The 16,104-nt window shown below is 57.0% G+C and carries 20 protein-coding genes and 1 tRNA gene; 9 read left to right on the forward strand and 12 right to left on the reverse strand.

Going from position 1 to position 16,104, the window contains the following annotated elements; translation table 11 throughout:
* Positions 1-486 (forward strand): plastocyanin/azurin family copper-binding protein, encoded by a 486-nt coding sequence (locus ACR0NM_RS17695; protein WP_170625469.1) that lies wholly within the window; start codon positions 1-3, stop codon positions 484-486.
* Positions 479-1,723, forward strand: a complete 1,245-nt coding sequence (locus ACR0NM_RS17700) for a molybdopterin molybdotransferase MoeA (protein WP_480615933.1) — start codon at positions 479-481, stop codon at positions 1,721-1,723. The genes ACR0NM_RS17695 and ACR0NM_RS17700 overlap by 8 nt, the downstream gene beginning before the upstream one ends.
* A gap of 153 nt (positions 1,724-1,876) precedes the next feature.
* Here the strand turns inward: ACR0NM_RS17700 and ACR0NM_RS17705 are convergent, their stop codons facing one another.
* The 8 genes from ACR0NM_RS17705 to ACR0NM_RS17740 form a co-directional block, all read right to left on the reverse strand.
* Entirely contained in the window at positions 1,877-2,395 is a 519-nt protein-coding gene (locus ACR0NM_RS17705; protein WP_170425708.1) for a GNAT family N-acetyltransferase, read from the reverse strand.
* A complete protein-coding gene (locus ACR0NM_RS17710) occupies positions 2,392-2,946 on the reverse strand; it encodes a helix-turn-helix domain-containing protein (protein ID WP_170513838.1) in 555 nt (184 codons plus the stop codon). The genes ACR0NM_RS17705 and ACR0NM_RS17710 overlap by 4 nt, the downstream gene beginning before the upstream one ends.
* Positions 2,947-3,062: 116 nt before the next feature.
* Positions 3,063-4,079, reverse strand: a complete 1,017-nt coding sequence (locus ACR0NM_RS17715; RefSeq protein ID WP_170398498.1) for a Fe(3+) ABC transporter substrate-binding protein — start codon at positions 4,077-4,079, stop codon at positions 3,063-3,065.
* A gap of 141 nt (positions 4,080-4,220) precedes the next feature.
* Complete coding sequence (locus ACR0NM_RS17720; protein ID WP_170398500.1) at positions 4,221-4,784, reverse strand: hypothetical protein; 564 nt, start codon at positions 4,782-4,784, stop codon at positions 4,221-4,223.
* 20 nt (positions 4,785-4,804) lie between these two features.
* Positions 4,805-5,326, reverse strand: a complete 522-nt coding sequence (locus tag ACR0NM_RS17725; RefSeq protein WP_480615935.1) for a hypothetical protein — start codon at positions 5,324-5,326, stop codon at positions 4,805-4,807.
* Positions 5,316-5,702, reverse strand: a complete 387-nt coding sequence (locus tag ACR0NM_RS17730; protein ID WP_170398504.1) for a hypothetical protein — start codon at positions 5,700-5,702, stop codon at positions 5,316-5,318. The genes ACR0NM_RS17725 and ACR0NM_RS17730 overlap by 11 nt, the downstream gene beginning before the upstream one ends.
* A gap of 184 nt (positions 5,703-5,886) precedes the next feature.
* Entirely contained in the window at positions 5,887-6,012 is a 126-nt protein-coding gene (gene ykgO, locus ACR0NM_RS17735; RefSeq protein WP_005648635.1) for a type B 50S ribosomal protein L36, read from the reverse strand.
* Between the two features lie 92 nt (positions 6,013-6,104).
* Positions 6,105-6,179, reverse strand: a tRNA-Val gene (locus ACR0NM_RS17740).
* 149 nt (positions 6,180-6,328) lie between these two features.
* On the opposite strand from ACR0NM_RS17740, the gene ACR0NM_RS17745 reads away from it, so the two are divergent.
* Complete coding sequence (locus ACR0NM_RS17745) at positions 6,329-7,201, forward strand: N-formylglutamate amidohydrolase (protein WP_170514642.1); 873 nt, start codon at positions 6,329-6,331, stop codon at positions 7,199-7,201.
* 2 nt (positions 7,202-7,203) lie between these two features.
* Here ACR0NM_RS17745 and ACR0NM_RS17750 read toward each other — a convergent pair whose 3' ends face one another.
* Positions 7,204-8,457, reverse strand: coding sequence for a DNA polymerase IV (locus ACR0NM_RS17750; protein ID WP_170819142.1), 1,254 nt, complete (start codon positions 8,455-8,457; stop codon positions 7,204-7,206).
* A 91-nt stretch (positions 8,458-8,548) separates the two neighbouring features.
* Here ACR0NM_RS17750 and ACR0NM_RS17755 point away from each other — a divergent pair, with 91 nt between their 5' ends.
* The gene (locus ACR0NM_RS17755) at positions 8,549-8,947 is read left to right on the forward strand and encodes an NUDIX domain-containing protein (RefSeq protein ID WP_480615937.1); all 399 of its coding nucleotides are present in this window, start codon (positions 8,549-8,551) and stop codon (positions 8,945-8,947) included.
* 257 nt (positions 8,948-9,204) lie between these two features.
* On the opposite strand, the gene pyrF is transcribed toward ACR0NM_RS17755, so the two are convergent.
* A complete protein-coding gene (gene pyrF, locus ACR0NM_RS17760; RefSeq protein ID WP_170514647.1) occupies positions 9,205-9,909 on the reverse strand; it encodes an orotidine-5'-phosphate decarboxylase in 705 nt (234 codons plus the stop codon).
* A gap of 141 nt (positions 9,910-10,050) precedes the next feature.
* Here pyrF and ACR0NM_RS17765 point away from each other — a divergent pair, with 141 nt between their 5' ends.
* Both ACR0NM_RS17765 and clpB read left to right on the forward strand, forming a co-directional pair.
* Positions 10,051-10,371, forward strand: a complete 321-nt coding sequence (locus ACR0NM_RS17765; protein WP_170398514.1) for a hypothetical protein — start codon at positions 10,051-10,053, stop codon at positions 10,369-10,371.
* A gap of 127 nt (positions 10,372-10,498) precedes the next feature.
* Positions 10,499-13,117 (forward strand): ATP-dependent chaperone ClpB, encoded by a 2,619-nt coding sequence (gene clpB, locus ACR0NM_RS17770; RefSeq protein WP_170398517.1) that lies wholly within the window; start codon positions 10,499-10,501, stop codon positions 13,115-13,117.
* Positions 13,118-13,190: 73 nt separating this feature from the next.
* Here clpB and ACR0NM_RS17775 read toward each other — a convergent pair whose 3' ends face one another.
* Positions 13,191-13,568, reverse strand: coding sequence for a VOC family protein (locus ACR0NM_RS17775; RefSeq protein WP_480615939.1), 378 nt, complete (start codon positions 13,566-13,568; stop codon positions 13,191-13,193).
* Positions 13,569-13,608: 40 nt separating this feature from the next.
* Here ACR0NM_RS17775 and ACR0NM_RS17780 point away from each other — a divergent pair, with 40 nt between their 5' ends.
* From ACR0NM_RS17780 to msrQ, 3 genes are all read left to right on the forward strand, one after another.
* Entirely contained in the window at positions 13,609-14,148 is a 540-nt protein-coding gene (locus tag ACR0NM_RS17780; RefSeq protein ID WP_480615941.1) for a winged helix-turn-helix transcriptional regulator, read from the forward strand.
* 131 nt (positions 14,149-14,279) lie between these two features.
* Positions 14,280-15,179, forward strand: a complete 900-nt coding sequence (msrP, locus tag ACR0NM_RS17785; protein WP_480456741.1) for a protein-methionine-sulfoxide reductase catalytic subunit MsrP — start codon at positions 14,280-14,282, stop codon at positions 15,177-15,179.
* 4 nt (positions 15,180-15,183) lie between these two features.
* Positions 15,184-15,798, forward strand: coding sequence for a protein-methionine-sulfoxide reductase heme-binding subunit MsrQ (gene msrQ / locus ACR0NM_RS17790; protein ID WP_480615947.1), 615 nt, complete (start codon positions 15,184-15,186; stop codon positions 15,796-15,798).
* Positions 15,799-15,915: 117 nt separating this feature from the next.
* Here msrQ and ACR0NM_RS17795 read toward each other — a convergent pair.
* On the reverse strand, positions 15,916-16,104 hold a 189-nt coding region (locus ACR0NM_RS17795; RefSeq protein WP_480615943.1), incomplete at its 5' end, for a hypothetical protein.

The raw sequence follows: 16,104 nt of genomic DNA on the forward strand, positions 1-16,104 counted from the left end.
ATGGCGATTTCGCTGAAACTAGGCGCGGCGATTCTAACGGGGGCAATGGCCTTTGGTACTGTCGCACTGGCCGAGGAGATCCCCGAGGTTGCCGTAGTTCATCAGGTCATCGACCTGAACGCCGACACTCCGGCGCATGCATTTCGGTTCGAACCCAAATTCCTGCAGGTTCCCGCTGGGAAGACTGTGCGTTTCAAAGGCTCGACCGGGCGGCACACGGTCACTGCCATTCCTCGAATGATACCCGTGGGCGCGCGCGTCTTCGAGATCCGGGGCAAACCCGAACTGGATCTGACTTTCGAGAAAGAGGGAGTCTACGGCATCCGCTGCCGCGTTCATGGGCGTCATGGAATGGTCATGCTGCTGGTAGTTGGTGATCCAAGCTCGAATCTCGAAGAAGCCAAGGCCTACCTACCTAAACTTGGAGAGGCCGAGCGGGTCGGTTTCGAAGAGCTCTTTGCGTATATGGAGGCCCAAAATGGCTGATGGATGTGCCTGCGACCACCATGCTCATATGTACCTGACCGTAGATGACGCCCTAAGGCGCGGTTTGTCCGTGGCCAACCCCATCACGGATACCGAAACACTACCGCTGGTGCAGGCTATTGGCCGGATACTGGCCGAGAATTGCGACAGCAAGGTAGACATGCCCGCCTTCGATAATTCGGCCATGGACGGCTATGCCGTTCGCAGCGCCGATCTGGGCGAGGGGCCTGTGTTCGAACTGCTAGTTGGCGGGCGCATAGCCGCCGGCGATAGCGGCGCACACGATGCGCCGGATGGCAGTGCCTTGCGTATATTCACAGGAGCGCCGGTGCCGTCCGAGTTCGATGCGGTATTAATGCAGGAAGACTGTGAGTTTCAGTCCGATCGCATCCGGTTCAACCGCCGTCCAAAATCCGGTCAGCATATCCGTCGCGCGGGCGAGGATTTGAAAGCTGGTGCCCCGATCCTGCGGCGCGGGTGTGAAATTTCCGCGCGCGAGGCTGCCGCGTTGGCCTCGGCTGGTTATGGCGAGGTGAAGGTTTTTCGCAAGCTCAAGGTCACGATCTTCTCGACCGGCAGCGAGCTGCGCCAGCCGGGTGAAGCGCTTGGCCCCGGACAGATCTACAACTCGAACCGCTACATGCTTTTGGCTTTGCTGGATAAACCCTGGATCGAACTAGCCGACCGAGGCCCGGTCGAAGATGATCCGGTGCTGCTGAAGCAGGTCTTGAGGGATGCCTGTAATAGCTCGGACCTGATCATCACCACGGGCGGTGTTTCGGTCGGGGACGAAGACCACATGCCGCGCCTGTTCAGTGAAATCGGTGGCGAAACCGAGGTGATGAAAGTGGCGATGAAACCCGGCAAGCCGATCATGTTCGGTTGTCGGGGTGATGCGCTTTATGTGGGCCTGCCAGGAAATCCGGTTTCGGCCTTTGTTACGTGGCAGATCATTGGTGCGCGGATGATGGAACGCCGTGCCGGTCTGCATCGGAACGAACGCACCCCCGAGCAGGCGGTTTTGGCAGAACCTATTCAACGCTGCGCGGGGCGGCGTGAGTACCGCCCGGTAAGCATCGACGGATGTACACCGAATGGCGCACCGCGATTGCGCCTGATGGCCGAGTCTTACAGCGGGCGCGTTGCCCTTCTTGCACAGGCCGATGGTCTGGCAATTATTCCGGCAGAAACTGAGAAGCTGCCAGCCGGAGAAGCTCTGGATTTCCTTCGATTCTAGATGGATCCCGATGCGCTTGAGGTATCAAATTCTTTAGTCAACGAGCGCCCTTTGCTGTCGATGGCGCGCGGCTGTAGGCCTTTGGTGCCGACCTATGTCGGGACCTTCGGGGATCGCCGAATGCTCTGTCGCGAATGCGCGCGCGACGGGCAGCTAGGTGACGTCCTTGAACATGTAAGTGGTCGGCTCCAGCCGATCCTCAAACGGGTTTCGGCAATAGTTCGGAATTTCTCCGGCAATCTGAAAACCCATCGACTGATACAGCAAGCGTGAAGGATCGCTGCTACGGGTGTCCAGCACCAGCATCGTGCGTTTCAATTCCCGAGCTCGCTCATGCAGTGCCTCCATCAGCGACCGACCCAAACCGCGACGGCGAGCCTGCGGATGAACCAGCAGCTTTGCCACATCCGCGCGATGCGGCTGGTTTGGCATTGCGGCGGGGATCAGTTGCACCGTGCCCAGAATGCGTCCGTCACCATATGCGACAAACAGATCGAGTGTCTCCGCGCGGAGTTCGGGCTGCACCCTGTCCCGCCAATAGGCGCGGGCATCGTCCCGCGAAAAAGGAAGGATGAACCCGATACTAGCACCGGTATGGACACAGCGGTGCAGGATATCGGTCAGATCCTCAAGCGCTTCGTCGAAATATTCCTGTGGCAATCGCGTAATCATATCAGCACCAACAGATAGCGCGCACCGCGTTTGGGTCCGGTTTCGAACTGCGTTGGCCCCGACAGGTGATAGCGAAGGCAGTCGCCGCCGCTGAGCGCATGGGCAATCCCGTCCACTGTCAACGTTAGCCCTCCATCAAGTAGGATCAGGTGGTGCTCCTGTCCCGGCTTGGGCGGAGTATCGTAGGTGATGACAGTACCTGGGGGCAAATGACCTTCCATTACTTCCCCACTGAGGCCAGTCGCCGGTGGTGAAACCGAACGGCGTGTAAACCCGCTTTCGGGGTCATGCCATTCAGGCTGCTTCTCGAAAGGTACTTTGGGATCGAAACTGTCTTCGACCATCATCAGCAGGCGTGACATGGGCAGGCCGTATGCCGCGCATAAACGGCCAAGCGTTTCAGCGGTAGGGCTGACATCACCGTTTTCCATTCGCGATAGTGTCGCCCGGCTGATCCCACTTTGGTCTGCCAGCTGCTCAAGCGACCAGCCATGACCCTGGCGCAGCTCGTTCAGACGCTTAGCGAGGCGGTTTGATAGTGTGTCGAGCATGGCTCACATATGGGAATCAGTTACGAATATGGGATTATTGCCTTGCTTTACTTCAAACACAATAGAAAAAGGGCGCAGAAATCTGCTCCCTTTTGCTGCTCGGGTATCGGACTGGATTACTTCCAGCCAACTTCGTTATAGATTTTCTGTGCCTCGGGGATGTTTTTAGCGGCCTCTGAGAGGTTCACCTCATCCGCTTTGAATTCCCCCAGAGCGGCCACGTTCTCAGCCAGCGCGACGCCTTCGACAGCGGGGTATTCATCGTTTCCGTTCGAGAAGTAGACCTGGGCCTGATCGCTTGCGAGATACTCAAGGAACTTAATCGCGTTTTCTTTGTTCGGCGCGTTTGCTGCAACACCCGCACCCGACAGGTTCATATGTGCACCTTCGGCATCCTGTGCCGGGAATTGCACGCCGATCATCTCGATATCCGCGCTTAGACCCTTGACGTCTTTGCGCATAGCGCGGGCCATATAGTATGTGTTGGCAACCGCAATCTCGCACTCGCCTGACACGATGCCGCGCAGCTGGTCTGTGTCACCGCCCTGAGGTTCGCGTGCCATGTTGGCGGCGACACCTTCAGCCCATTTCCTGGCTTCTTCCGCGCCGTGATTTGCAATGATCGATGACAATAGTGTCTGGTTATAGATATTGCCGGACGAGCGAATGCAGATCTGCCCTTTATACTCCGGTTTTGCCAGATCCAGATAGGTTGCGGGTGGGTTGGCGACATCAGCCTTGTCAAAGAAGATGATCCGTGCGCGCTGAGAAAAGCCGTACCACTGATTGTCTTCGTCCTGAAGGTTTGCCGGAATACGCTCCTCTAAGATTGCGCTCTCGACCGGCTGCAGGATGCCTTCGCTCTTGGCACGGGCCAGGCGCGAGCTGTCGACCGTCAGCAGGACATCAGCGGGCGAATTCGCGCCTTCTGCTTTCATCCGTGCGATCAGTTCGTCGGCTTTGCCTTCGATGCGGTTGATGGTGATGCCGGTGGCCTCTTCGAAGTCGGAATACAGGCGTTCGTCGGTGTCGTAGTGGCGCGAGGAATACAGGTTCAGCTCGCCCTCGGCTGCGGCAGAGGTGGCGATCAGGGCCGTCAGGGTGGCGGCAAAGCAGGTAGAGGATTTCAGCATCATTTGTCCCAACATTGAAAATCGTGACGGGAATTAACCCGACTGATTTGGTCAATTAAACGATTCTCGGTGGGATGCAAGGAAATCCGACAAAATTAGTTGGTCAAAACGTCGCTGAACTTACCTTGCCGGTCGGCCCCTTCAGGATTGACGCCGCCTACTTTGTTTTCTTTCGGGTTGCGGTGGGACGGGTGACGGTGCCGGCTCGGGGTCCGGATCGTCGCTGAGCACCGGTTCTTTGGTCAGCATCGCCTGTGTTACTGCTTCCATGTATTTCTGCAGCATGACCGGCGGATCGGCTGGGGCCAGTTTGATTGATAGCCTGCTTGCGCCTTCCTGATTATAGGCATAGCGCGAGGAATAACTTGCGTTGACCTGCGCCGCCACGGGTCCCCAGCCACCTTTGACCGATGCGCTGCCTGATTTCTCGGTCTGTTTGGTCATCGAGATCGCCATCTTTACCTCGATCTCGGCCTCTTGCACCGCATAGAACGCGGGCAGGAAACCCATCGACACGAGGCTGAATTCCTTTGGGGGACCATCGGGGTTGGATAGGTCGGGAAGCTGGATCTTCTGATCCGCCATGTATTTGGCGATATCAGTCGAATGTCTATCCAATTCAGTTTGCGACTCTGCCACGGAAATCGCCAGTTTCTGAACCATTTCCGCGAAAGGGACGTTTAGCAGTTCCTGCCCGATACTCATTTCCAATCTCCTTTGTGAATTCAGTCTCTATCAATAATCTTCGTTGCGGACCGTCTTTTGACCGAGAACGAGACCTTCGCTGCGTTCTGGCTGACCGCCTGTTTCTTCGCGTTTGTAGCGAACTGGGCTTTGTCGCCATCCCGACCAAGCCCAACAAAGGCTTCGACCTGGACATTGTCGATGGTGAAATCGTCGCTGCCGTCGGATCCTGCAAGGATCTGTTCGCCCAGGGCCTGCGAAAAAACCTGCGCATCCACGATCTGCGTATCTTTGTCTTCAACCTCCATTCCGCTCTGGCCTCCGGCCATTGGGTTCACCACCGGAGAACCCGCGCCCATCAGTATGCCACCGCCTCCTTCTTCCAAATCGTCGATCTGGTCTTGCAGGACCTGGATCGTCTCCAGCAACACGACCTCGCGCGCCTCCAGCGCGGTCAGGCGGTTTTCCAATGACTGAAGCAGTGTGGTGAAGGCCTCGGGCAGTTCGGTGATGCGCACATCTATAGGCTGTTTTTTGGGGGTCTTGTCCTTTTTAGTCGCCATCGACCCCTCCACCAGAACCACCTTCATCCACCGGTCCCGGCGCGAACCGCATCCGCATGGTCGACGCGCTGCTTGCATCGAGCGTATCTGTCTGCGTCAGTTTTGGCCCACACAGAAACGCACCAATGATCCCGCGTTTGCCTTCTTCTGTGGTACTGGTCATCTCCATGACGACCTTCAATTCTACATCGACATCCTGCATGTGGTAAAAGACTGGCGGAATGCCCATCTCGCGCAGTTCCTGAGGATAGTTCTTCAGCGCGTTCAACTGATCCAGACTAAGCTGTTCGGCGGCTTGGGCCACGCTTCGGCCTATATCGGCCACCATCTCGGTCAGGGTTGTTCCTAATAGCGTATCCAGATCATCGTTGGCCAACCCGACCTCCCTTCTAAAAACAGGGAAAGCGTAGCATGAGACCGTCTCATAACAATACTAAATCTCAGAACCGGACTTTCGGAGCGATTTCCGGCACTTCCGCCGACACGAAAGGGCGCTAGAAGCAGGGCATAAAAAAACCGCGCTCGAAAGCGCGGTTTTTTTAATTAGGTTCGTGCAGCCCTTAGCCCTGGCGAGCTTTGAACTTGCGCTGCGTCTTGTTGATCACGTAGACGCGGCCTTTGCGACGCACAACCCGGCAATCACGGTGCCGGTTCTTGAGCGAGCGGAGCGAGTTCTTGACCTTCATGGGTCTGTCTCCAATCTGCGGCGCCTTCATCAAAGACGTGGCCAGCGCCTGGGTTAATCGGGTGCCCCGGAAAGACCAGAGCAATGAATTCATGGTGGGCGGTACAAGGATCGAACTTGTGACCCCTTCGATGTCAACGAAGTGCTCTACCGCTGAGCTAACCGCCCATGAAACCGTTGCGTGACCTGCCCCATAACGAAATGGGGCGCGGAACCCCGCGCCGGTAGCGGGGTCTATAAAAGGAGTCGTTGGGGGGATCAAGGGGTTTGGCAGAACTATTTTACGGTCTATGTTGAGTGCGAACAACGGAGAGCCCATGCCCGACGCCGCCACCAATGCAGCCTATATTCTGGATATGCCCGCAACGCGTACGTCCTGCGTGGTATTTGCCTCGCCCCATAGCGGTCGGACCTATCCCGAGTCTTTGTTGAAGCGGTCTGTTTTGAACCGCAATATGATTCGGTCCTCCGAGGATGCGTATGTCGATCAGCTTTTTTCCTCAGTCGCTGAATTCGGTGCACCGCTGCTCGCCGCGGCCATGCCGCGCGCCTATCTGGACCTGAATCGCAATTCGGATGAATTGGACCCCGCTTTGATACAGGGTGCGCGTCGTCACGGACATAATCCGCGGGTTACCTCGGGCCTCGGGGTGATTCCCCGCGTGGTCGCCAACGGCAGGGCGATCTACAGCGGCAAGCTGACTATGGATGAGGCGCGCCTGCGGATCGATACCTATTGGCGTCCATACCATACTCGTCTGAAATCTCTGCTGGCGGAATCGCATCAGATGTTTGGGCAGGCCATTCTGATCGATTGCCACTCGATGCCGCACGAGGCGGTGGCGCTGGCCGGCGGCTCGCGCCGGGCCCGACCGGAAATCGTTTTGGGCGATCGGTTCGGTGCGGCCGCTTCCGGTGTGATCGTTGATCAGATCGAGGCCGCTTTTGCCGACGCGGGTCTGAATGTGGCGCGCAACACGCCTTTTGCTGGGGCCTACGTCACCCAGACCTATGGTCGACCTGCCCGCCATCAGCATGCGGTTCAAATCGAGATCGATCGGTCACTTTATATGAACGAGGAAACGATCCAGCCGAACGGCAACTTTGAGGCGTTGCGTGATGTGTTGCGGCAGGTCACCGCGCAGATCACCAGTATCGGGTCCGATCCAATGTCACTTGCCGCCGAATAGACCTAGCGCAGCGCACGACCTTTTACGATTGCATCACTACCGAAACGGCGCCGGATTTCGTCCGTCGCACGTTCGGCCTGTGATCGGCGTTCTGCACCGGGATCCAGAAGGTCGCCCGAGATATCGGCCTGATCCTCTGAGCACAGGTCAGACAGACCGCATCCCAAAAGGCGATAGGGACCCTGATCGCCAACCTGATCAAATAGCCCACGAGCGGTGCGATAAATCCGGTCCGCTATCTGAGTCGCATCGCGTAGTGATATGCGCCGGGTGATGATCTTGTGGTTGGCCTGTTTCAGCTTCAGCGTCACCACTCGCCCAGCCAATCCCTTGGCTTTGGCCCGGTCAGCTACCTTTTCAGACATACGCCACAGATGCCCGTCCAGAATTTCAAGACTGGCGGTATCCTCGAAAAAAGTGGTCTCATTACTGATCGACTTCATCGGCTCATGGGCCGATACGCGCCGTTTGTCCTGCCCTCGCGCCAGATGCCACAGACGGTAGCCCATTGATCCGAACCGCGCTGTCAGCGCCTCCTGATCCCAGCGCAGAAGATCAGCAAATGTGCGAATCCCTGCGCGATCCAGAGATTCCTGCGCCGCCGGACCAATTCCCCAGATTAATCGCACCGGCCGGTCATGCAGGAAATCAGCCGTCTCGGCCTTGCCGATCACTGAAAAACCCCGAGGCTTGTCGAGATCCGAGGCCACCTTGGCCAAAAACTTGTTATGGCTCAAGCCAATCGATCCCGTCAGGCCCAGCTCATCTTTCATCCTCTTGACCAGACGCGCAAGCATGACCGCTGGCGGTGCACCATGCAGCCGCTCGGTGCCGGATAGGTCCATGAACGCCTCATCCAGCGACAGCGGTTCAACATCAGGTGTCAACTCGTCCATCATGGTGCGTATCTCGCGCGAGACGCTGGCATAGACCGACATACGCGGTTTGATCACCACCGCTTCGGGGCATAGTTGAAGCGCCTTGAACATTGGCATGGCTGAACGTACCCCGCGAACGCGGGCCACGTAACAGGCAGTCGAAACCACCCCGCGCTTGCCGCCGCCAATGATCACAGGCTTGTCGACAAGTTCGGGATTGTCGCGCTTTTCGACCGAAGCATAAAAAGCATCGCAATCCATATGCGCGATCGTCAGGTCAAACAGCTCTGGGTGCGATTTGACCCTCGGGCTGCTGCAAGTTGGGCAGCGCGGCCCTTGCTTAGTTTCCTTCAGGCAGTCGCGACAGATGGCGGGCATGATGTAGTTTCTTTCCGGCCAGCGGCGGATTGGTCAAGACATTCGATAGGTTAAAAGGTATCGCGAATGGATAAGGATAAAAAGAGGACCGATGGACTTCTCCGGGGCAAAAATAGCGTTGTTTCTGGGGCACAAGCTGCTGGTCATTCTAAGAGATGATCGATCAGATATTCCGTTTCCAGGTCATCTCGATTCTCCAGGCGGCGGGAAAAAGTCAGGCGAAACACCGATCGAATGCGCGTTGCGTGAAACAGATGAAGAGGTTGGACTGCGCCTGTGCGCAACCGATCTTGTCTGGTCACGGCAATATGGTCAAAACTGGTTCTACGTCGCCCTGCGCCCGCCGGAAGATGTTGGTCTGATCCGTTTTGGGGACGAAGGGCAGGGGTGGAGGCTGATTTGTCCGCAGGATTATCTGTCGAAGCCGTTGGCCATTCCAAATTTTGCAGATCGCCTTCGGGATTATTTGTCGGAAACGGCGCAGCTTTGAACGGGACTTCGAAAGAAAACCCCCCGCGCCTGCGGGGGGAGGTAACGAGCCTCAGGAAGAGATGGCCCGTTGGGGAGTGTCTTGTGTGTAGAATCGCCGAAAATGGCGTTTTTCGATAGCCACAAGCCGAACGCCATAAAACTCATGTTTTTCATGTGTGTTTTCGGGCACAGGGACGATTTGGCGCGGCGGCGCGAAAAATTGACCTAACGTCAATTGCTTGAGCACCGTTCCTTCCGCAATTTTTGGCTTTTCGCCTAATGGTGAGTCAATGAATTTAACTCGCTCAAAACTGCTTGTGCGGCGGCTTTGGGGTCATCCGCCTGATAAATCGGGCGGCCCACGACGATATGATCGGCCCCATCGCCGATTGCACTGGCCGGGGTTGCGACCCGCTTTTGGTCGCCCAAAGCTGCACCAGCAGGGCGTACCCCAGGGGTTACAATCAAACGACCTTCGGATTGGGGCAGGGCGCGGATTAGTGCGGCTTCCTGAGGGCTGGCGATGACGCCATCAGCTCCGGCCTCGAAAGCCTTGGCCGCGCGTTCTACAACGAGGTCCTGTACGTCACCCGCTTTCAGAAGGCTTGCATCCAGATCGTCCCTGTTCAGTGATGTCAGGACGGTTACCGCCAGAATTTTCATGTCCTTGCCTGCAGCGCCCTCCTTTGCGGCGCGTACGACATGCGGATCACCATGCACCGTCAAGAAGTCCAGATCGAACTGAGCCAACCCACGCACTGCATTTTCTACAGTGTTGCCGATATCGAACAGCTTCATGTCCAAGAAAATGCGCTTTCCGTGATCCTGTTTCAACTCGTTGGCCAATGCCAGACCGCCGCCAGTCAACATACCCAGCCCGATCTTATAGAACGAAACCGAGTCGCCCAGCCGCTCGGCCATGGCTAGACCCTGCAGGGCGTTTGGGACGTCGAGGGCTACGATAAGGCGGTCATCGGACATGGGGCGCTCCTTTTTGGCAAACGTTTGCGTCCTAACGGGTTCAGGGCGATCTGTCCATGTGTGAAGCCCGAGGTGACGCAGTTCACTCACTATTTTGCGCAATGTGCTAAAGTGCCGACGTTCAGAACAGGGATAGAAACGATGAAAAAGGTAATTGTACTTGGCGCGGCACTGATGTTGGCCGCATGCGAAGACGCGCCTCAAAGCGATCCGCCCGAAACCGGTGTCGCGCCGGCTCCAACCAATGACAATCTTCTGTTAGTGCGTGGGTACCGATCGGAAGACGACTGGTGTCAATTGACCGGGGAAACAGCCTATACCGGCAACTTCCTCGATCATACAGCAGATCTGGTTTCATGCCCTACAGGCAGCAGTGCCGAGCAGTCTTTGGTCGAAATGTACAACGCTGAATTGATGGGAGAAACTGGCGGTTATTCCGTCTACTCGATTCCGCGCGGATGACGCCGTTTTATATGCTCTAGCCTCTTGAATGGGAAAAGACATTTCCCAAATTGAATGTGAGGCCCAGACCGACGCGTGCCGCCAAGCGGGCGCATCAATACGGGGCGCTTAAGAAAAGGAGAATGCTATGGACTTGAACAAGTTCACCGAGCGGGCACGGGGTTTCGTGCAAGCCGCGCAGACCATTGCGCTGCGCGAGGGGCACCAAAGGCTGGAGCCCACACATATCTTGAAAGCATTGATGGACGACGATCAGGGGCTGGCCAGCAACCTGATCACACGCGCTGGCGGCGCACCGAACCGCGTGGTTGAGGCGTTGGACGCGGCCATGGGCAAAATTCCGAAGGTCAGCGGCGACGCGAGCCAGATCTATATGGACGGCCAGACCGCCAAGGTTTTGGACGAGGCAGAGAAGCTCGCCACCAAGGCGGGCGACAGCTTTGTGCCGGTCGAACGCGTTCTGATGGCGCTGTGTATGGTGAAATCCAAAGCCAAAGAGGCTTTGGAGGCCGGTGCTGTATCGGCCCAGAAACTGAACGAAGCGATCAACGATATCCGCAAGGGCCGCACTGCTGACACCGCATCGGCGGAAGAAGGCTACGACGCGCTTAAGAAATATGCGCGCGACCTGACCGAGGCTGCAGCCGAAGGCAAGATCGACCCGATCATCGGGCGGGATGAGGAAATCCGCCGTTCGATGCAGGTTTTGTCGCGCCGCACCAAGAACAATCCGGTACTGATTGGTGAACCCGGCGTCGGTAAGACCGCGATTGCCGAGGGCATGGCCCTGCGCATCGTCAATGGTGATGTGCCGGAATCATTGAAGGACAAGAAGCTTCTCGCGCTCGACATGGGTGCGCTGATCGCCGGTGCTAAATATCGCGGTGAGTTCGAAGAACGACTGAAGGCTGTTCTGACCGAGGTGACCGAAGCCGCCGGTGAGATCATACTGTTCATCGACGAGATGCACACGCTGGTAGGTGCCGGTAAATCCGACGGCGCGATGGATGCCGCCAACCTGATCAAGCCTGCGCTTGCCCGGGGTGAGTTGCATTGTATCGGCGCGACGACGCTGGATGAATACCGCAAATACGTCGAGAAAGACGCGGCCCTTGCACGACGGTTCCAGCCGGTGATGGTCACTGAGCCGACAGTTGAGGACACGATCAGCATCCTTCGCGGTATCAAGGAAAAGTACGAGCTGCACCACGGTGTGCGCATCTCGGACTCGGCGCTCGTGTCAGCGGCGACCTTGTCGCATCGCTACATCACTGACCGCTTCCTGCCTGACAAAGCCATCGACCTTGTAGATGAAGCGGCGTCGCGTTTGCGGATGGAGGTGGATTCCAAGCCCGAGGAACTCGATCAGCTGGATCGTCAGATCCTGCAAATGCAGATCGAGGAAGAGGCGCTGAAGCTGGAAGATGACGCGGCCTCCAAGGATCGTCTGGAAACCTTGCAAAAGGATTTGGCCGACCTGCAGGAGCAATCCGCCGAGATGACCGCCCAATGGCAGGCCGAACGCGATAAGCTGGCCGGTGCGCGCGATCTGAAAGAACAGCTCGACAAAGCGCGGGCTGATCTGGAAATCGCGAAGCGCGAAGGGAACCTCGCCAAAGCGGGTGAGCTGTCCTACGGTGTCATCCCTGAGCTTGAGAAAAAGCTGACCGAGGCCGAAAACGCCGAAAGCAACGCCATGATGGCCGAGGAAACGGTGCGCCCTGAACAGATCGCTTCCGTCGTAGAGCGTTGGACCGGTATCCCGACCTCGAAAATGCTGGAAGGTGAGCGTGAGAAACTGCTGCGGATGGAAGACGATCTGCATTCCCGCGTGATCGGTCAGGATGCGGCGGTCACTGCTGTTGCCAACGCCGTGCGCCGTGCGCGTGCCGGTCTGAATGACGAGAACCGCCCATTGGGCTCGTTCCTGTTCCTCGGCCCGACCGGCGTGGGCAAGACCGAGCTGACCAAGGCCGTGGCGAACTTCCTGTTCGACGACGACAACGCGATGGTGCGCATCGACATGTCCGAGTTCATGGAGAAACACGCGGTCGCCCGTCTGATCGGTGCCCCTCCGGGCTATGTCGGCTATGACGAAGGTGGTGTGCTGACCGAAGCCGTGCGGCGCAGACCCTATCAGGTCGTGCTGTTTGACGAGGTCGAAAAGGCGCACCCGGATGTGTTCAACGTTCTGCTTCAGGTTCTGGATGATGGCGTGCTGACCGATGGTCAGGGCCGCACCGTGGACTTCAAGCAAACGCTGATCATCTTGACGTCGAACCTTGGGTCTCAGGCGCTCAGCCAGCTGCCCGAAGGTGCGGACAGTGCGCAAGCGCGGCGGGATGTTATGGATGCGGTCCGGGCGCATTTCCGGCCTGAATTCCTGAACCGGCTGGACGAAACCATCATCTTTGATCGGCTCAAGCGGGCCGATATGGATGGCATCGTCGATATCCAGATGGCACGCCTGCAGAAACGTCTGGCTGCCCGCAAGATCGAGCTGGCCTTGGATGATGGCGCAAAGGAATGGCTGGCAAACGAAGGCTATGATCCGGTCTTCGGTGCCCGCCCGCTGAAACGCGTGATCCAGCGCGCATTGCAGAACCCGCTGGCCGAAGCTCTGCTGGCCGGTGAGATCAAGGATGGCGAGACTGTACCTGTAACAGCAGGCACGGATGGATTGATCATCGGCGATCGGTTGGGAACGTCTGAACGCCCACGCCCTGACGATGCAGTGGTTCACTAACCCTTAAGAACTGAAGAGACCCGCCAATCTGGCGGGTTTTTTTTGGTAGTGGCGTGATTGGGGCTGAGAGCGTTCAGGCCTGCCTGGTCAAGTCCTGCGCCAGCATCATTGCATTGCCATCCGGATCGTAAAATGTGGCTGTGCTGACCATCCCCTCAATCGTCTCGGTTTCACCGTCAAACCGAACTCCGGCCCCTTCCAAAGCATCGCGTGCGCTTGCGATATCAGCAACACCAAAGACCGGAACGGTGTTTCCGGGCGCTGGTTCTGCCTGCTCACCCAAACCAAGGGTCACGCCTTCGGTTTTGGTGAGCATCTCGCTCCAACCCGCCTCATCAATATGATGGATCAACTCAAACCCGAGCTTCTCATTATACCATTGTGCGCTGGCGTGGCGGTCTTTGACCGAAATGGCAAGAGTGATGGTGTTTTCTAAGGAAACGAGGGGCATGGAACTTTCCTTTTGTCCTAAAATAAAGTAACTATACTTTATGGACATTAATTTACTTGTCAAGCTTACCTCTCGGGCCTGGTCGCTGAACATTCTTGCGCAGCTGCACCAGGGGGTTCCGGGCAGGCAGGCCCCATTGCTCGCTGCGACGGGGGCAAGCCGGACAGCATTTGCAGCAAGTCTGGAGCATCTGGTAAGCCTTGGCTTGCTTGAACGGAACCCGGGCCACGGCCACCCATTGCGACCTGAATTCCGTCTAACCAAAATCGGGGTTCAAGCGGCGGCCGTAGCGGCAGAAATCGTGGCTTTGGTGCCGGATGATACTGAACTGACGTTACTGCGCCGCAGCTGGACGGTCCCTATTCTGGCGTTGACTGGCCAACCCCGGCGCTTCTCAGGGCTTAGGTCGGATCTTCGGGTGATCACTGATCGCGCATTGTCGTCCTCGCTCAAGCAATTAGAGGCGCAGGACTGGGTTCGGCGCGATATCGAAACTTCGGCCCGGCTGCCTTTTCCGACCTATCAGGCGATCAATCTGGGGTGCGAAATAAACCGTGTTGTCGGCTTGAACATCGGGTGACCGTTATCCTCGCGCCCAAGCGTACCCAATTTTCGTTACAATCTGTTCGCTCAATCGTGACGCCTGTTTCCTTGGCTCTGTGCTATCAGACCTTACCTCACTTCCGAGGTTAATGAATAACGGAGAACCAAATGGCGCATCGCTGGACCAATAAACTGACGCATGCAGACGTCACCCCAAGGGCGGCGTTTCTGAATCGGCGACAGGTCATGGCCGGTTTGGCGGGTGTCGGGCTAGCGGGTCTGGCGCGGCCAGCGGCGGCCGAGACGTTAGAGCCGAATACATGGGAAGAAATTACCTCGTACAACAACTATTATGAATTCGGGACTCGCAAGGATGACCCCGCGAAGTATGCTCACACACTGGTGACCGAGCCCTGGAGTGTCACCATCGACGGTCTGGTCGACCGCCCCGGCGAATATGATTTCAAGGACATCATGTCAGAAATGAAGGTCGAGGAGCGAATCTATCGCTTCCGCTGTGTCGAGGCATGGTCGATGGTCATCCCCTGGAACGGGTTCGAGCTAGCAGATTTGCTTGGCATGGCCGGTGTTCAGGACGGCGCGAAATATGTGGCCTTTGAAACAGCCTATCGACCCGATGAGATGCCCGGTGTGGCATATCCGGTGCTTGACTGGCCATATCGCGAAGGACTGCGTTTGGATGAGGCGATGCACCCGCTGACCATTATGGCGACCGGGATTTATGGCAGGGATATCCCGAACCAGAACGGTGCGCCTTTGCGATTGGTTGTGCCATGGAAATACGGCTTCAAATCGATCAAATCGATTGTGCGGATCACCCTGACGGATACGCAGCCTCCGACCAGTTGGAATATGGCGGGTCCGCGTGAATATGGATTCTACAGCAATGTGAACCCCAATGTGGATCACCCCCGCTGGTCGCAGGCCTCGGAACGCCAGATCGGCGGAGGCCTGTTTGCCAAGCGAATCCCGACGCTGATGTTCAACGGATATGAAGACGAAGTTGCGAGCCTTTATGAAGGCATGGATCTGGCGAAGAACTACTAAGATGATGCGGCGGCTCAACGACCTCTTGCGACGGATCCCCATTTGGTCCGTCTATCTGCTGGGCGTGCTGCCAGCGCCCTGGTTGTTCTATCAGGGCATGACCGGTGGTCTCGGGGTCGAGCCGATCGAGGCTCTCGAGCATGAATTTGGCGAGCTGGCGCTACAACTTCTGATTTTGGGTCTCGCGATTTCGCCTTTGCGTCGCTTCGTTGGGCTAAATCTGATGAAGTTCCGCCGTGCGATAGGTGTGCTGACATTTTCCTATGTCGCATTGCACCTGCTGATCTGGCTGGTACTGGATGTTCAGATTCCCAGTCAAATCTGGGCGGACATTATCAAGCGGCCCTATATCACAGTTGGCATGGCTGCGTTCGTATTGTTGCTGCCGCTTGCAATCACATCCAACAATTGGTCGGTTCGCCGTTTGGGGCCTCGATGGCGCAAACTGCATCGTCTGGTCTATCCAGCCGCAATCCTGGGCGCGCTTCATTATGTGATGCTGGCGAAGGGGTTTCAGATCGAGCCATTGGTCTATCTGGCGATCATCCTCGGCCTACTGGCCTTGCGCCTGCCGGTCACAACAATCCTGATCCGGTTTAGGCAGGCCGATTCAGCCTGACTCGCGAGCGAGTCTGTGGGTAACAGTGTGAATAACATATCCATGGCGCTGATTTGCGATGGTCTGTGTCCGCGACTTCCGGGTTGAATGGCTGGATGCTCTTCGTAACCATTTGTTTTAGTAATATAAAATTCTGCTTTTGCGTTTTTTTGCGTTTTTTTGATTTTTCCACTTGCGGCTTTTGGGCGATATACTTAGAACGCCCTTCACCGGCGCTGCTGAGGTGCTGGGACGCGGTGGAAGCTGCGGAGACGCTCGGGAGAGACTGGGGGCATCTGAGGTTTTTGATTGGGCGGTGGCGCTGAG

The organism is Ruegeria sp. AF2 (genome assembly GCF_056542025.1).

Excerpts from the sequence above, each read along its gene's own strand:
- ACR0NM_RS17695 (WP_170625469.1), top strand. The coding sequence starts at position 1 with ATGGCGATTTCGCTGAAACTAGGCGCGGCGATTCTAACGGGGGCAATG.
- ACR0NM_RS17700 (WP_480615933.1), top strand. The coding sequence starts at position 479 with ATGGCTGATGGATGTGCCTGCGACCACCATGCTCATATGTACCTGACC.
- ACR0NM_RS17705 (WP_170425708.1), bottom strand. The coding sequence starts at position 2,395 with ATGATTACGCGATTGCCACAGGAATATTTCGACGAAGCGCTTGAGGAT.
- ACR0NM_RS17710 (WP_170513838.1), bottom strand. The coding sequence starts at position 2,946 with ATGCTCGACACACTATCAAACCGCCTCGCTAAGCGTCTGAACGAGCTG.
- ACR0NM_RS17715 (WP_170398498.1), bottom strand. The coding sequence starts at position 4,079 with ATGCTGAAATCCTCTACCTGCTTTGCCGCCACCCTGACGGCCCTGATC.
- ACR0NM_RS17720 (WP_170398500.1), bottom strand. The coding sequence starts at position 4,784 with ATGAGTATCGGGCAGGAACTGCTAAACGTCCCTTTCGCGGAAATGGTT.
- ACR0NM_RS17725 (WP_480615935.1), bottom strand. The coding sequence starts at position 5,326 with ATGGCGACTAAAAAGGACAAGACCCCCAAAAAACAGCCTATAGATGTG.
- ykgO (WP_005648635.1), bottom strand. The coding sequence starts at position 6,012 with ATGAAGGTCAAGAACTCGCTCCGCTCGCTCAAGAACCGGCACCGTGAT.
- ACR0NM_RS17745 (WP_170514642.1), top strand. The coding sequence starts at position 6,329 with ATGCCCGACGCCGCCACCAATGCAGCCTATATTCTGGATATGCCCGCA.
- ACR0NM_RS17750 (WP_170819142.1), bottom strand. The coding sequence starts at position 8,457 with ATGCCCGCCATCTGTCGCGACTGCCTGAAGGAAACTAAGCAAGGGCCG.
- ACR0NM_RS17755 (WP_480615937.1), top strand. The coding sequence starts at position 8,549 with ATGGACTTCTCCGGGGCAAAAATAGCGTTGTTTCTGGGGCACAAGCTG.
- pyrF (WP_170514647.1), bottom strand. The coding sequence starts at position 9,909 with ATGTCCGATGACCGCCTTATCGTAGCCCTCGACGTCCCAAACGCCCTG.
- ACR0NM_RS17765 (WP_170398514.1), top strand. The coding sequence starts at position 10,051 with ATGAAAAAGGTAATTGTACTTGGCGCGGCACTGATGTTGGCCGCATGC.
- clpB (WP_170398517.1), top strand. The coding sequence starts at position 10,499 with ATGGACTTGAACAAGTTCACCGAGCGGGCACGGGGTTTCGTGCAAGCC.
- ACR0NM_RS17775 (WP_480615939.1), bottom strand. The coding sequence starts at position 13,568 with ATGCCCCTCGTTTCCTTAGAAAACACCATCACTCTTGCCATTTCGGTC.
- ACR0NM_RS17780 (WP_480615941.1), top strand. The coding sequence starts at position 13,609 with ATGGACATTAATTTACTTGTCAAGCTTACCTCTCGGGCCTGGTCGCTG.
- msrP (WP_480456741.1), top strand. The coding sequence starts at position 14,280 with ATGGCGCATCGCTGGACCAATAAACTGACGCATGCAGACGTCACCCCA.
- msrQ (WP_480615947.1), top strand. The coding sequence starts at position 15,184 with ATGCGGCGGCTCAACGACCTCTTGCGACGGATCCCCATTTGGTCCGTC.